Annotated in this window: 15 protein-coding genes; 14 read left to right on the top strand and 1 reads right to left on the bottom strand. The window is 60.2% G+C overall.

The window, feature by feature from the left end:
• Positions 1–28: 28 nt before the first annotated feature.
• From ADS46_RS03615 to ADS46_RS03585, 8 genes are all read left to right on the top strand, one after another.
• The gene (locus tag ADS46_RS03615; RefSeq protein ID WP_066316369.1) at positions 29–2,461 is read left to right on the top strand and encodes an EAL and GGDEF domain-containing protein; all 2,433 of its coding nucleotides are present in this window, start codon (positions 29–31) and stop codon (positions 2,459–2,461) included.
• Between the two features lie 105 nt (positions 2,462–2,566).
• Positions 2,567–3,973, top strand: a complete 1,407-nt coding sequence (gene argH / locus ADS46_RS03610; RefSeq protein WP_066316368.1) for an argininosuccinate lyase — start codon at positions 2,567–2,569, stop codon at positions 3,971–3,973.
• A complete protein-coding gene (lptM, locus tag ADS46_RS18435; RefSeq protein WP_082925969.1) occupies positions 3,970–4,080 on the top strand; it encodes an LPS translocon maturation chaperone LptM in 111 nt (36 codons plus the stop codon). The genes argH and lptM overlap by 4 nt, the downstream gene beginning before the upstream one ends.
• The gene (gene lysA / locus ADS46_RS03605; protein WP_066316367.1) at positions 4,081–5,352 is read left to right on the top strand and encodes a diaminopimelate decarboxylase; all 1,272 of its coding nucleotides are present in this window, start codon (positions 4,081–4,083) and stop codon (positions 5,350–5,352) included. It begins immediately after the preceding gene.
• Positions 5,352–6,185: a diaminopimelate epimerase gene (gene dapF, locus ADS46_RS03600; RefSeq protein WP_066316366.1), complete on the top strand. Its 834-nt coding sequence runs from the start codon at positions 5,352–5,354 to the stop codon at positions 6,183–6,185. Before lysA ends, dapF begins: the two co-directional genes overlap by 1 nt.
• Before the next feature lie 74 nt (positions 6,186–6,259).
• On the top strand, positions 6,260–6,970 hold the full coding sequence (locus ADS46_RS03595; protein WP_066316364.1) for a DUF484 family protein: 711 nt from the start codon (positions 6,260–6,262) through the stop codon (positions 6,968–6,970).
• The gene (locus ADS46_RS03590) at positions 6,963–7,868 is read left to right on the top strand and encodes a tyrosine recombinase XerC (RefSeq protein ID WP_066316362.1); all 906 of its coding nucleotides are present in this window, start codon (positions 6,963–6,965) and stop codon (positions 7,866–7,868) included. Before ADS46_RS03595 ends, ADS46_RS03590 begins: the two co-directional genes overlap by 8 nt.
• Positions 7,865–8,602, top strand: coding sequence for an HAD family hydrolase (locus tag ADS46_RS03585; protein ID WP_066316357.1), 738 nt, complete (start codon positions 7,865–7,867; stop codon positions 8,600–8,602). The genes ADS46_RS03590 and ADS46_RS03585 overlap by 4 nt, the downstream gene beginning before the upstream one ends.
• On the opposite strand, the gene yihA is transcribed toward ADS46_RS03585, so the two are convergent.
• Positions 8,596–9,231: a ribosome biogenesis GTP-binding protein YihA/YsxC gene (yihA, locus tag ADS46_RS03580; protein WP_066316354.1), complete on the bottom strand. Its 636-nt coding sequence runs from the start codon at positions 9,229–9,231 to the stop codon at positions 8,596–8,598. The genes ADS46_RS03585 and yihA overlap by 7 nt on opposite strands.
• 216 nt (positions 9,232–9,447) lie before the next feature.
• On the opposite strand from yihA, the gene ADS46_RS03575 reads away from it, so the two are divergent.
• The 6 genes from ADS46_RS03575 (at position 9,448) to ADS46_RS03550 (ending at position 15,010) form a co-directional block, all read left to right on the top strand.
• Positions 9,448–10,068: a c-type cytochrome gene (locus tag ADS46_RS03575; RefSeq protein ID WP_066316351.1), complete on the top strand. Its 621-nt coding sequence runs from the start codon at positions 9,448–9,450 to the stop codon at positions 10,066–10,068.
• A gap of 105 nt (positions 10,069–10,173) precedes the next feature.
• Positions 10,174–10,806: a thiol:disulfide interchange protein DsbA/DsbL gene (locus ADS46_RS03570; protein ID WP_066316349.1), complete on the top strand. Its 633-nt coding sequence runs from the start codon at positions 10,174–10,176 to the stop codon at positions 10,804–10,806.
• Positions 10,807–10,841: 35 nt separating this feature from the next.
• Complete coding sequence (locus ADS46_RS03565) at positions 10,842–11,651, top strand: endonuclease/exonuclease/phosphatase family protein (protein ID WP_066316346.1); 810 nt, start codon at positions 10,842–10,844, stop codon at positions 11,649–11,651.
• Between the two features lie 99 nt (positions 11,652–11,750).
• Positions 11,751–12,311 (top strand): TRAP transporter small permease subunit, encoded by a 561-nt coding sequence (locus ADS46_RS03560; protein ID WP_066316345.1) that lies wholly within the window; start codon positions 11,751–11,753, stop codon positions 12,309–12,311.
• Positions 12,311–13,720: a TRAP transporter large permease gene (locus tag ADS46_RS03555; RefSeq protein ID WP_066316343.1), complete on the top strand. Its 1,410-nt coding sequence runs from the start codon at positions 12,311–12,313 to the stop codon at positions 13,718–13,720. Before ADS46_RS03560 ends, ADS46_RS03555 begins: the two co-directional genes overlap by 1 nt.
• Positions 13,721–13,897: 177 nt before the next feature.
• Positions 13,898–15,010, top strand: coding sequence for a TRAP transporter substrate-binding protein (locus tag ADS46_RS03550; RefSeq protein WP_066316342.1), 1,113 nt, complete (start codon positions 13,898–13,900; stop codon positions 15,008–15,010).
• The last annotated feature ends 108 nt before the right edge of the window (positions 15,011–15,118 follow it).

Raw genomic sequence — 15,118 nt, 5'->3', positions numbered from 1 at the left:
TCCCAAGTTGCTTGCCTCAGGATACCCTATGACGCCCTCTGCACCGCATGGACAGCTGGATCAGTTTTTCTTGCTTTCTCATGACCTGTTTTGCTGCCTGGACCTGAAGGGGCAGGTTCTGCAGGTGAACCCTGCCTTTGAAAGCCTTCTGGGCTACCCTGCCCGCGAACTGCTGGGTAAAAGTGCCGGGAAGGTGATTGATAAGCGCGATCATGGGGTGATCGAGGCGAAGCTTGCGTGCCTGGTGGCGGGGGAGGAGGTCGCGCCCTTTGAGGTGCGCGCACGTTCGACCTCAAAGGCACTGCATTGGCTGGAGATTGACCCCTCCCTGGGCGAGGGCATGGTCTATGTGGTGGCGCGGGTCGTTACCAAGCGCAAGCACGTGGAAGACCAATTATGGCGTACCCAGCAGTTGTTCAGGATCGTTGGGGAGACGGCATTAATCGGTGGCTGGTATGTGGACATGGACGAGGGAAGGCCCACCTGGTCTGATGAAGTCTGCCGGATTCATGGGGTGGAACCGGGGTTTCAGCCCACCTATGAGGACGCCGTTGGGTTTTATACCGCGGCGTCACAGCCGCGTATCAAGGCACGCTTTGCCGCCTGCTGTGAACGGGGAGTCGATTTTGATGAAGCCTTTGAAATCGTTACCCGCGACCACCGGCCGATCTGGGTACGCGTGATCGGCAAGGCGGTTCGCGATAGCGAGGGCAATGTGATTCGGGTGCAGGGCTCCACCCAGGATATAACCGCCAGCAAAGCCACCGAGCGCCAGTTGCAGTTGCTGGAGCGCAGCGTCGAGTCCAGCACCAATGGTATCTTGATCGTGGATGCGGGGCGCGCCGACCTGCCCATCGTGTATGTCAACACGGCATTTGAACGGATTACTGGCTATAACCGGCAAGAGGTGAAGGGGCGTAATTGTCGCTTCCTGCAAGGTGAAGAGACCGACCCTAACGCCGTTAAACAGTTACGCAAGGCCATTGCGGCGCAGACCGAAGCACATGTGGTGATTCGCAATTACCGCCGTAGCGGCGCCCCGTTCTGGAACGACCTGTACATTTCGCCGGTACGCGATGAGTTGGGGCAGGTAACGCATTTCATCGGCGTGCAAAACGACATCTCCGAACAGCGTGAATACCAGGCACAGCTGGCTTATAACGCCAACCATGACGCGCTGACCGGGCTGCCCAACAGGGTGCTGCTGACCCAGCGGCTGGAGCAGGGCTGCTTGGTGGCGCGCCGCTACCAGCGCCATATGGCCGTGCTGTTTATCGATCTTGACGAATTCAAGCCGATCAACGACACCCTCGGGCATGAAGTAGGCGACTTTATCCTGGTAGAAGTTGCCAAGCGTCTGGAAGAGGAACTGAGGCCCTGGGATACCGTGGCGCGTTTTGGTGGCGATGAATTCGTGGTGTTGCTGCCGGATCTGGCCGACCCAAACGATGTCATTCAAGTGGTGGAACGGATTCTCACCCGCTTGGCGACCCCCTATTGGCACCAAGGGGGCGAGCTGCGTATTACCGCGAGTATCGGGGTGGCGATGAGCGACGGTACCGTCAGCGACCCGCCCCAGCTGATCCAGCAGGCCGACTTGGCGATGTTCAAAGCCAAGCGGCGTGGGCGTAATACCTGCCAGTGGTATACGGAGGATCTCAATCGCAAGGTCAGCGAACGGGTCAGTCTGCGCAATGCACTGCAGCATGCGATTGAGCAACAGCAGTTCGAACTGCACTTCCAGCCGCAAATGCACGGGCCCAGCGGCAAGGTGGTGGGCGTGGAAGCGCTGGTCCGCTGGCCGCACCCCGAGCGCGGTTTCATTCCGCCCGGCGATTTTATCGGTCTGGCGGAAGACACCGGGCAAATCATCCCGATCAGCGACTGGGTGCTCGACACCGCTTGCCGTGTTGCCAAACAGCTGAACGAGCTGGGCCTGGGGCGCATTACCATGGCGGTCAACGTCTCGCCGATGCATTTCCAGCGCCCCGGTTTTCTGGAAACGATTGAGCGGGTGCTGGAGGAAAGCGGCCTGGCGCCGGACCTGCTAGAACTGGAGCTGACCGAAGGCGTGCTGATGGATAGCGCAGAGCAGGCCATTCAAGCCCTGCAGAACATACGGCAGTTGGGCGTGCACATTGCTCTGGATGACTTCGGCACCGGTTTTTCCAGCCTGAGTTACCTGAAGCGCCTGCCCATTAACAGAATCAAAATAGACCGTTCATTTGTGCGTGATGTGATTACCGACCACTACGATGCCGCCATCATCGACGGCGTTGTCGCCATGGTGGGGAAAATGGGGTTAGAGGTGCTGGTCGAGGGTGTGGAAACCGCTGAGCAGTTTGCCTACCTGGCGCAGCGTCACTGTGACTACTTTCAAGGCTACTACTTCGCCCGCCCCATGCCATTAAACGCGCTGCTTGCTTTTTTGGTTTCCCCTCCAGCGTTGATGACGCCATAGCGATTGAGGCCGTCGTGATAAAAACGGCGTCCCGCTCCCGACGGCGACTCTGTTACACTTTCCGCTATCGACTCTAATTGTTTTTGTCAGCAGGATATGCCTCCGATGAGCCAAGCTACGAACCAGTCTTGGGGCGGTCGCTTCAGCGAGCCCACCGATGCCTTTGTGGAACGCTTTACCGCGTCCGTCAATTTTGATCAACGCCTGGCCCCCCAGGATATTCAGGGTTCCATTGCCCATGCCACGATGCTGGCGCGTGTCGGCGTGCTGACCGACGACGAGCGTGACGCGATTATCAATGGCTTGAGCGAGATCAATGGCGAGATCGAGCGCGGTGAGTTTGAGTGGTCGGTGCCGCTGGAAGACGTGCACATGAACATCGAAGCCCGGCTGACCGACAAGATTGGCATTACCGGCAAGAAGCTGCACACCGGCCGCTCGCGCAACGACCAGGTGGCCACCGATATCCGTCTGTTCATGCGCGACGCCATCGACGTCATCGAAGCCGAGCTTGTTCGCCTGCGTGAAGGCATGATCGGGCTTGCTGACCGCGAGGCCGAGACCATCATGCCGGGTTTCACCCATCTGCAAACGGCCCAGCCGGTGACCTTTGGCCATCATCTGCTGGCCTGGCAGGAAATGATTGCCCGGGATCACGAGCGCCTGCTGGACTGCCGCAAACGCATCAACGTGATGCCGCTGGGCGCCGCCGCGCTGGCCGGTACCACCTATCCGATTGACCGCCATGTCACCGCGGAGCTGTTGGGCTTTGAGCGCCCGGCGGAAAACTCGCTGGATGCCGTGTCCGATCGTGATTTCGCCATCGAATTCACCAGTTTCGCCAGCATCCTGCTGATGCACCTGTCGCGCATGAGCGAAGAGCTGGTGCTGTGGACCAGCGCCCAGTTCGACTTTATCGACCTGCCCGACCGCTTCTGCACCGGCTCGTCGATCATGCCGCAGAAGAAAAACCCCGATGTGCCCGAGCTGGTGCGCGGCAAGACGGGGCGCATCTATGGCCACCTGATGAGCCTGCTGACGTTGATGAAGTCCCAGCCGCTGGCCTACAACAAGGACAATCAGGAAGACAAGGAACCGCTGTTTGACGCCGTGGATACCGTGCGCGACTGCCTGAAAGCCTTTGCCGACATGGTGCCGGCCATCGAGCCCAAGAAAGCCAGCATGTTCGAAGCGGCGCGCAAAGGTTTTTCTACGGCCACCGACCTGGCTGACTACCTGGTGCGCAAAGGGGTGGCCTTCCGTGATGCCCATGAGATCGTCGGTCAGTCGGTGGCCTATGGTTTGAAGGCTGAAAAAGACCTGTCGGAAATGACGCTCGATGAGCTCAAGCAGTTCTCGGCCACCATTGAGCAGGATGTGTTCGAGGTGCTGACGCTGGAGGGCTCCGTGGCCGCGCGCAATCACATCGGCGGGACGGCCCCCGACCAGGTGCGTGCCGCCGCCCAGCGTGCCCGCGACGCTCTGGCCGCCATCAAAGGGGAAGCGCAATGAAAAAAATCGCCTTGCTCGCCGTTGTCGCGCTACTGCTGGTCGGCTGCGGACAAAAAGGGCCGCTCTATCTGCCCGATGACGATAATGTCGATCAGCAGGAGGGTTAAGTGGATCATTTCAACGACCGTGACGGCCTGCTTTTTGCCGAAGATGTCCCGCTTGACCGTATCGCCGAGATATACGGTACGCCTTGCTACGTCTATTCAAAGGCAACCTTGACGCGCCATTTCCGCGCTTATACCGAAGCGCTGGGTGGCCACCCGCATCTGATCTGCTACGCGGTAAAGGCCAACTCCAATATCGCCGTGCTGGGGCTATTGGCCAAGCTCGGAGCGGGTTTTGACATTGTGTCGGTGGGCGAGCTCGAGCGTGTGCTCAAGGCGGGCGGCGACCCGGCCAAGGTCGTGTTTTCCGGCGTGGCCAAGCAGCCAAAGGAAATGGCCCGTGCGCTTGAAGTGGGCATCAAATGTTTCAACGTCGAGTCACGCCCCGAGCTCGAGCGGCTGAACGCCGTGGCGGGCGATCTGGGCAAGGTGGCCCCGGTGTCGCTGCGGGTCAATCCCGATGTGGACGCGGGCACCCACCCGTACATTTCCACCGGCCTCAAGGACAACAAGTTCGGCATACCCGTCGACGATGCCCTGACGGTGTACGAACTGGCCGCGAGTCTGCCCAACCTGCAGGTCAAGGGCCTGGATTGCCATATTGGTTCCCAGCTCACCGAAACCGCGCCCTTTCTGGATGCCCTGGAACGTTTGCTGGTGCTCATGGAGCGCCTGCGCGAGCGTGGCATCGAGATCGACCACCTGGATCTTGGCGGCGGCCTTGGCGTGCCCTACCGGGATGAAACGCCGCCACACCCGTTTGACTACGCCAGCCAGCTGCTCTCGCGGCTGTCGCGCTGGGAAGGCGGCGAGCAGCTGACACTGCTGTTCGAACCCGGTCGTTCGATTGCCGCCAATGCCGGGATCATGCTCACCCGAGTGGAGTTTTTAAAGCCTGGCGAAACCAAGAACTTTGCCATCGTTGATGCCGCCATGAACGATCTGATACGCCCGGCGCTGTACCAGGCATGGCAGGCCATTGTGCCGGTGGATACGCGTTTGGCGCGGGACACCTCCACTTACGATGTGGTGGGGCCGGTCTGTGAAACGGGCGACTTCCTGGGCCAGGAGCGCGAGTTGGCGATTGCCGCGGGTGACCTGCTGGCCGTGCGCTCCGCCGGCGCCTATGGGTTCGTCATGGCCTCCAACTACAACAGCCGCCCGCGCCCCGCCGAAGTGATGGTGGACGGCGAACACTGCCATCTGGTGCGCGCCCGTGAAACGCTGGAAAGCCTGTGGGCCGGTGAAGCCTTGCTGCCCGAAGGAGGCGTTTAATGCTTTTGCACTTCACCAAAATGCATGGCCTCGGCAATGACTTCATGGTGGTCGACCTGGTCACCCAGCGCGCCCGCCTGCGCGACGAGCAAATCCGTCAACTGGCGGACCGGCGCTTTGGCATCGGTTTTGACCAGCTGTTGATCGTGGAGCCGCCCAGCGACCCCGATATGGACTTTCGCTACCGGATTTATAACGCTGATGGCAGCGAAGTCGAAAACTGCGGCAATGGGGCGCGCTGTTTTGCGCGCTTCGTTCGCGACCAGCGACTGACCCACAAGCACGAAATTCGTGTTGAAACTGCTGGCGGCCCGCTGGTACTGAACGTTCAGCACGACGGCATGGTGCGTGTCGATATGGGGCAGCCGCGTTTTAAGCCGTCAGCCGTGCCATTCGACGCGCCGGGGGACCAGCCGCTGCACGATGTCGAGGTGGACGGTGAAACGCTGTCACTGGGTGTGGTATCGATGGGCAATCCCCATGCGGTGCTACAGGTGGATGACGTTGATACCGCCCCTGTGGCGCGTTTGGGGCCGCTGATCGAAGCGCATCCGCGCTTTCCCCAGCGGGTTAACGCTGGCTTTATGCAGGTGCTGTCAGCAAGCGAAATCCGGCTGCGGGTGTTTGAACGCGGTAGTGGCGAAACGCTAGCCTGTGGTACCGGGGCCTGCGCCGCTGTCGCCAGTGGTATCCGCCAGGGGCTGTTAAAAAGCCCGGTGCGTGTCCATTTACTCGGCGGTGAGTTGAGTGTTGAGTGGCCGTCACCCGAGTCACCGCTGATCATGGTCGGCCCGGCGACGCATGTCTTCGACGGCCGAGTGGCGGTTTACTAACGCTTTTGAACAACTGAACGCTTTTGAACAACTGATAGCACAAGCAGTCTTTGACTAACCCAAGGAGAACGGCGATGTCTCAAGCCCCAGAACCGCGCAAAACGCTCGACCCCGATCAAGTCGCGTTTTGGCTGGCGCGTCATCCCGATTTTTTCGTGGGGCGGGAAGGGCTGCTGCAGCAGTTGCAGGTTCCTCATCCGCATATTGACGGGGCGGTGTCGCTGCTCGAACGCCTGGTGATCGACTTACGCCAGCGCGCCGAGACCGCCGAAGGGCGTCTTGAGCATTTGCTGGAAACCGCCCGCCATAGCGAGGCGCAGTACCGGCGGCTGCGCGAAACGCTGCTGGCGCTGGTGGAAGCCGACACGCGTGACGCTTTGGCCCAGGCGTTGGCCACGCAACTGAGTGAGCGCTTCAACACCCCCGCCATGGCGCTATGGTGCCCGGCGACATTAAGCGACGACGAACCCTCACTGCCGCAGCCGCCCCGTCATGTGCTGGATCAGCATGCCAGTGCCCGGTTGGCGGCGTTGCTTGATGGCCGCACCAGTCGTTGCGCCAAGCTCAGCGTCAGCGACTGGAAGTGTTTGCTGCCTCACGTCAAAGCGCCGCGCAAGGCGGGTTCATGCGCCATTTCGCGGCTCTCGGCGGGCGAGCCGCTGGGTTACTTGCTGATTGCCAGCCCCGATGCCGATCAGTACCGTGCCAGTATGGACACGCTGTTTACCGAGTACCTTGGCGACATCGTGGCACGGCTGCTGATTCGCCTGGCCCCCCATGAATGACGACGCCACCCGCCAGCACGCTGAGGGGTTTCTCGCCTCGCTCGCACGCCACGCAAGCGAGGCGACCGTGGCTGCCTACCGCCAGGATATCGGCGCACTGTGCGGGTTTATTGAGCGCCAGAATGACGATGCCGCCCCATTTGACCAGCACCTGCTGCGCGCATTTCTAGGGGAAGAGCGCCGCCGGGGGCTTGCGCCACGCAGCCTGGCCAGGCGCCGCGCGGCATTATCGCGGTTTGCCGATTACCTGGTGAAACAGGGCGTCATCGCCGATAACCCGCTGGATCTGGTCCGTACACCCAAGCAACCCCAGCACTTACCGCGCCCGGTGGATGTCGATACGCTGGCGCGCTTCCTGGATACGCCGCACGATGACTCACCCCTGGCACGGCGCGATCAGGCCATGCTGGAGCTTTTGTACTCGAGCGGCCTGCGCCTGGCGGAGCTGGCGGCGCTCGACCTCGACGCCTTGCAGGACCGACGTGTCCGTGTGCTGGGCAAGGGCGGCAAGCCCCGCCAGGTGCCGGTGGGTGACCGTGCCCGGCAGGCGTTGGCGGCCTGGTTGAGCGTGCGGTCTCATCTGGCGCCTGACGCTGAAACCGCGCTGTTTGTCGGCCAGCGCGGGGCACGCCTGGGGCATCGGGCGATTCAAAAGCGCCTGGCGTCCCTTGCCATCGAGCGGGGGCTACCCGAGCATTTGCACCCTCACCGGCTGCGCCATTCGTTCGCCAGTCATTTGCTCGAGTCCAGCCAGGACCTGCGCGCGGTGCAGGAGCTGCTGGGCCATGCCAACCTCTCGACCACCCAGGTGTATACGCGGTTGGACTGGCAGCACCTGGCAACCAGCTATGACGCCGCGCACCCCCGCGCTAAACGCCGCCCACGGAGCGAGCCATGACCTCTCTCAAAGTGATTACCTTTGATCTGGACGATACCCTCTGGGATAACAGCGGCGTGATGGCGCGCACGGAAACCGGGCATTACGGCTGGCTGCTTGACAACCTGGCCGCATGGTTGGAAGCGCGTCGCTGGCCGCCGTGGCGGCTAGATGTTGATCAGGGGCTTGAGGATTATCTGCAACGCCGAAAGCGGCTGGCCCTGGAAGTACCCGAACGGCGTGGCGACTTTACCTGGCTGCGTTTGCGTGCCCTGGAAGCGCAACTGGAGGCTCAGGGCTTGCCGCGTAGCGCCGCCACACTGTGGGCCGCCGCCGCCATGAATGAGTTCCATCGTCTGCGCGTGCAGGTAACGCCGCACCCCGAAGCCGCCGAGTTATTGGCAGACCTGGGGCAGCGCTATCGGCTGGCGGCCATCACCAACGGCAATATCCACCTGAAACGTCAGCCGCTGGCGGATTACTTTGAAATGGCGATCGCCGCCGGTGAACTGCTGGCCCCCAAGCCCGACCCCACGGCATTTCTCACCGCGCTTGAACGCTTCGAGGTCGCGCCCCAAAACGCCATGCACGTGGGCGATTCCTGGGAAGAAGACATAGTCCCGGCCCTGCGGTTGGGCATGCACGCGGTGTGGGTCAGCGAGGAGCGTCACGACGCGCTGCCCAAGGGCGTCCATCGGATTGGCCATGTGAGAGAACTGCGCGGCGTGCTGGCGGCGTTGAAGAGCCCCTATTGAGGCGTTTGCAACCACTGGTCCAGACGCTGTGCCAGGGTGTCGACCCCGTCACGCTTGAGCGACGAGAACAGCTGAACCGATACCAGGTCCTCCCACTCCTTCAGGCGTGAACGCACTTGCTGCAACGCCGCGCTGGCGGGGCCCTTTTTCAGCTTGTCGGCCTTGGTGAGCAGAATATGCACCGGCATGTCACGCTGGTCGGCGAACCCCAGCATCATCTGGTCAAACTCGGTGAGCGGGTGGCGTACATCCATCAACAGCACCAGCCCGCGCAGGCTGAAGCGGCCGCGCAGGTAGTCAGACATGTGTTGCTGCCACTCCTGCTTGACCGTTTCGGGGACTTTGGCGTAGCCGTAGCCGGGGAGGTCGACCAGGCGGCGTGCCTCATCATTCATGACGCTAAAGAAGTTGATCAACTGGGTGCGCCCCGGCGTACGCGAGGTGCGGGCCAGCGCTTTCTGCTGGGTGAGGGCATTGATCGCGCTGGACTTTCCCGCGTTCGAGCGGCCTGCAAAGGCGACTTCGGCACCGGTATCGTCCGGGCAGAGGGCGAGCGTTGGCGCACTGGTCATAAATTGCGCGGTAGGGTAATTAAGTCGCACAGCTGAACTATCATGGGGGGTAGGCATGGCATTAATCCCGACAAACAAAGATAAAAACAATCAATAAGGTGACCAACAATGTGCGACAAGATTTCTGCAATTTGGAGGCTTCGCTATACTGCACACAGATGGGTTTCTATGGCCCGCGGGTAGTGTAACACCGTGCTCTGCCGGGCAGCGACCAAGGTGTCAGCTTGTGTGTCGTGCGGAGGCTTTGATAACACCAACCATAATGGAATTGCGATGAGAACATTACTGGCAAGCCTGGCCATTTCCCTGGGTGCCGCGGGGGCCGCCGCGGCAGATCCTCGGTCGGAGGCTGACGCGGCCGCCGGTGAAACCCTGGCAACGCCCTGTGCGGCTTGTCACGGACAAGCCGGCATCAGCCCCACGCCGACATTTCCTCATTTGGCGGGCCAGCAGATGTCGTACCTTGCCAAACAAATCATGGATATTCGTGATGGCCGCCGTGAGGTGCCGCAGATGGCGGGTCAGGTGGATGACTTCGATGACCAGGACGCCTGGGACGTGGCCGCCTTTTACGCCGAGCAGGACCCGCATCTCGGTCAGGCTGATGACGACGAAGCGCTGTTGGCCCGTGGCGAAGAGCTGTACCGGGCCGGTGATATGGAAAATGGCATTCCGGCCTGCAGTGCCTGCCATACGCCGACGGGCCGGGGAATAGGCAGTGCGGCTTATCCAGCACTCTCGGGGCTACAGATCGATTACACGGTCAGCACCCTGCAGGACTTTGCCGCCGGTGACCGGGACAACGACCCCAACGGCGTGATGCGTGATATCGCGTCAAAAATGAGCGATGACGACATGCAGGCGGTAGCCAATTATCTGCTGGGTTTGAATTAAACGACCGCCCTCAATAAGCTCATGTCCTTCACTTGCTTTGCCAAGCGGGGAACCCCAGCCGAGCGCTGGGGTCACAAAGACGCTTTCCCACGGAGAAGAGTCACTATGCTGAAAACGTTAATGGTTGCGGTTGCCGGATTAAGCTTGTCAGCGGCGGTCAGTGCCCAAGAGCTGGTTGAAGGACAGCACTACGAAGTACTCGACGAGCCGGTCGAGACCCAGGTTGATGAGGGGCAAATTGAAGTGCTGGAGGTATTCTGGTTTGGCTGCCCGCACTGCTACCGTCTGCAATCACACGTTAATGAGTGGTACGAAACCCTCGATGATGACGTGACGATTGAAAAAATGCCGGCGACCATGGGCGGCGACTGGAATACCCACGCCAATGCCTTCTATGCCGCCAAAGAGCTCGGCATTGAAGAGGAGCTGCACGCGGATTTCTTCGACGCCATTCATCAGGACGAGCGCTCCTTGACCGATGAAGACGAGATCGCCGCGTTTTTCACCGATTACGGCGTTAGCGAAGAGGAAGCCAAGGAAGCCCTCACCGCCTTTAACGTTCGCAGCAACGTGAACAAAGCCCATAGCCGCATGCGTGATATGCGCCTGATGGGCGTGCCTGCACTGGTGATCGATGGTCGCTACGTCGTGACGCCAAGCAGTGCCGGTAGCCTTGAAAACATGCCTAATGTCGCCGATGCCCTGGTTGATCAGGTACGCGAAGCGCGGGAAGAATAACGCTGTCTGACGCTGTATTCGGCACGGGGTTTTGCATGAAAGAGCTGGAGGCACACGCGCCGCTGCTGAGCAGCGGCCACCTGCGCCTGTTAACGTTTAATCTCCAGGTCGGGATTCAGACCTCGGCGTATCATCACTACGTGACGCGCAGCTGGCAGCATCTCCTGCCCCATCCCCAACGCTTGCAGCGACTGGCATTGATGGCCGAGGTGATGGGCAGGTTCGATGTGGTCGGGCTGCAGGAAGTCGATGGCGGCAGTTTTCGCTCAAGCCGCGTTAACCAGGTCGAATACCTGGCCGCCAAGGCGGGGTTGCCCCACCATTTCCAGCAGTTGAACCGCAACCTGGGGCGCATTGCCCAGCACAGCAACGGGCTGCTGTCACGCTTGGTTCCCAGTCAGGTAGAAGAGCATCGTTTGCCAGGCGCAATGCCGGGGCGCGGTGCCATCCACGCGCGCTTTGGTGAGGGGCCGGATGCGCTGCATATCTTTGTGGCGCATCTGGCGCTGAGCCATCGCGGGCGAGTGCGCCAACTCAACTACCTCAGTGAAATCATCCAGCCGCTGCGCCATGTGGTGGTGATGGGAGATTTGAACTGCACGCCGGATCAGTTGCATGCCCATGAACGCTTCAATAACGCCTTGCCGCTACATCCGGTAAAACCCCTGCTGAGCTACCCTTCCTGGCAGCCGCGGCGGGCGCTGGATCATATTCTGCTCTCCCAGTCCCTTGAGGTGGTGGACGTACAGGTGCTGGATCATCTGTTCTCGGACCATCTCCCGATCGCTGTCGATCTGCCACTTCCCGACGCTTGTCTGGCGGCGATTCGCGCAAGCGTTAAATAATAAGCGCGTCTCGCTGTTTAGGGACGCTGCAATGTCTGCGTATTTGCGCTATTGTCTGGGTCGCTGACTCTTCTTAGCCGTTTTACGCGAGACACTTCCATGTCGGACACAACAAAACTACCTGCCTTGATAGGTGCGCTGGACCGCGCTTCTGAGTGGTTCGGACGATCCCTTGCGTGGCTGATCATCATCATGATGCTGATTCAGTTCGCGATTGTACTGCTCCGCTATGCGTTCAGCGTGAACAGTATCTTCATGCAAGAGCTGGTGATGTACATGCATGCCAGCGTCTTTATGCTTGCCGCCGCCTATACCTTTCGCCACGACGGTCATGTGCGGGTCGATATCTTCTACCGGGGAATGTCGCCACGCCGCCAGGCCCTGATCAATGTGGTGGGCATTGTGACGTTATTGATACCGGTGATGGTGTTCATCATTGCGTCGAGCCTGGGTTATGTGGCCAATTCCTGGCGCATCCTTGAAAGCTCTCCTGACCACGGCGGCATTCCGGCGGTATTTGCCCTGAAAACCTTGATACCGCTGTTTGCCCTGCTGATGATCCTGCAAGGCGTGATTGAAGTGGTGCGCAACGGCTACATCCTGTCCGGACGAATAGCGCCGCCTGATGCGGATGATGACCATCTTGAGGAGCGCCTTTGATGCTGGAATTCATGCCGATCGTTTTATTTGCCGTCATCTGTATTGTCCTGATGTTCGGCTTTCCCGTGGCGCTCTCGCTGGCGGGCACGGCGCTGCTGTTTGCCGGTATGGGGCTGGGCCTCCAAGCCATGGGAATCGATGCCAATTTCGATGGTGGCTATCTTGCCGCGCTGCCCAACCGGTTATACGGCATCATGACCAACCAGACGCTGTTGGCGGTGCCGCTGTTTGTCTTGATGGGGGTTTTGCTCGAGAAATCCAAAGTCGCCGAAACCCTGCTCGATGCCATGGCCCTGCTGTTTGGCGCCATGCGCGGTGGCTTGGGTATCTCGGTCACACTGGTGGGCATGCTGATGGCCGCATCCACAGGCATCGTGGGGGCGACCGTGGTCACCATGGGGCTGATGTCGCTGCCGACGATGTTGAAGCGCGGCTACAGCACCTCGCTTGCGACCGGGACGATCTGCGCCACCGGTACGCTGGGTCAGATCATTCCCCCTTCCATCGCGCTGGTACTGCTCGGCGATGTGTTGTCATCGGCGTATCAGCAGGCACAGCTGGACATGGGGATTTTCAGCCCGAAAACGGTATCGGTGGGCGACCTCTTCATGGGCGCACTGGTGCCGGGCTTGATCCTCGTGGTCATGTACATGATTTATGTGGCGGTCATCGCGTGGTGGCGCCCGAACATGGCCCCCGCCGCTGACCGAAATGAACTGATGGAGGAGCTTGGTCACACCTCGGGGCTGGGCATGTTGCTGCTCAAGGGGCTGGTGCCGCCCGTGGTGCTGATTGTGGCGGTACTGGGGTCGATCCTCAGTGGCTTTGCGACACCCACCGAGGCTTCCGCCGTGGGCGCCTTTGGTGCCCTGGTGCTGGCGGTGGCCTATCGCCAGCTGGATATGGCGACCCTGAAAGACGTGCTGCGTTCGACGACCAACGTCACCACCATGGTGTTTCTGATCCTGATCGGGGCGGCGCTGTTTTCGCTGGTGTTCCGGGCCTATGGTGGCGAGCACATGGTCACCGAGCTGTTCGAGGGCATGCCCGGCGGCGTAGTCGGCGCGACGATCATCGTGATGTTAGTGATCTTCCTGCTCGGCTTCATCCTCGACTTTATCGAAATCACCTTTGTGGTGGTGCCCATCGTCGGCCCGATTCTGCTGGCCATGGGGCTCGACCCCATCTGGCTGGGCATCATGATCGCCATCAACCTGCAGACCTCGTTCCTGACGCCACCGTTTGGTTTTGCACTGTTCTATCTGCGCGGGGTGGCGCCGCCGTCGGTGCCGACCTCGGCCATCTATCGCGGGGTGATTCCGTTTATCCTGATGCAGTTGGGCATGTTGCTGATGCTGACGTTCTTTCCGCAGCTGGCAACGTGGCTGCCCGCGCAGTTCGGCGGCTAGCAATAAGTTGAAAGTCGCCGCTGCTATCAACGCAAGGACGTGACAACCTAGTACTTACGCAGTTAAATAACGCATTAACAATTTGCAGCAAGCCGCTTGGTCCAACGCCTGAGGTACTCGGCTGAGCGGTGTTTTCCTACTCATAACAGTAATAATAGAAAGCTAGAGGGTTCATGTATGAAAGTTAAAACACTCCCCGTCGCCATTGCCATGACGACCGCCATGTCAGCCAGTCTGCTGGCGGTGTCGAGCATTGATAATCACGCCCAGGCTCAAGAAGAAGAATTCCGCTGGAAGATGGTCACGTCCTGGCCGAAAAACTTCCCTGGGGTGGGCCAAGGCCCAGAGCGTCTTGCCGAGCTTGTGGATGAAATGTCGGATGGCCGCCTGACCATCGAAGTCTTCGGTGCCGGGCAGCTGGTACCGGGCTTTGAAGTCTTTGATGCCGTTTCAGACGGTACCGCTGAGCTTGGCCATTCCGCTTCCTATTACTGGAAGGGCAAAGCCCCCGCCGCCCAGTTCTTTGCCGCCGTGCCGTTTGGCATGAACGCCCAGGAAATGAACGCCTGGCTGCACTTCGGTGGCGGGATGGAGCTGTGGAACGAGCTTTACGATGAATTTGGTGTCGACGTGCTGGTGGCCGGTGCCTCGGGTGTGCAAATGGGCGGCTGGTATAACAAGGAAATCAACTCGGTTGATGACCTGGATGGCCTGAAAATGCGCATGCCGGGCCTCGGTGGTGAAGTGATGAGCCGCATGGGTGTGGCGATCGTCAACATGCCGGGCGGCGAGATCTTCACCTCGTTGCAGTCGGGTGCGATCGACGCAACCGAGTGGATTGGCCCTTATAACGACCTGGCCTTTGGTCTGCACCAGGCGGCGGATTACTACTATTATCCCGGCTGGCACGAACCGACCGTGATGTTCGAGGCGATCGTCAACGAAGAGGCCATGGCCGAGCTGCCCGCGGATCTGCAAGCGATCCTGAAAACCGCGGTACGCGACGTCAATGCCAACGTGCTGGACGAGTACACCGCGCGTAACAACGACGCGCTGGAAACCCTGGTCAACGAGCATGATGTCGAGCTGCGTCGCATTCCCGACGATGTGCTGGCCCAGGCACGTGAGCACTCCGAAGACGTCGTGGCCGAACTGGCGGAATCCAGCGAGATGGCGACGCGTATCTACGAGTCCTACAGTGCTTTCCAGGATAAGGTCGAGGATTATCACGCGATCTCCGAGCAGGCTTACTACAATGCACGTAACCCTGAAGGCGACAGCGCCGAATAAGACGCCGAGCCTTGCATGAAATGGCCGCCCTCGGGCGGCCATTTGCGTTTTTAAGGCAGCCAAAACGCCTCCGCTTGGGTATCCTGGCCAAATACTGTGTTTATCCGA

The organism is Halomonas sp. G11, assembly GCF_001663515.1.
Lineage (GTDB): Bacteria > Pseudomonadota > Gammaproteobacteria > Pseudomonadales > Halomonadaceae > Vreelandella.
This window is presented reverse-complemented; position numbering and strand designations above follow the sequence as displayed.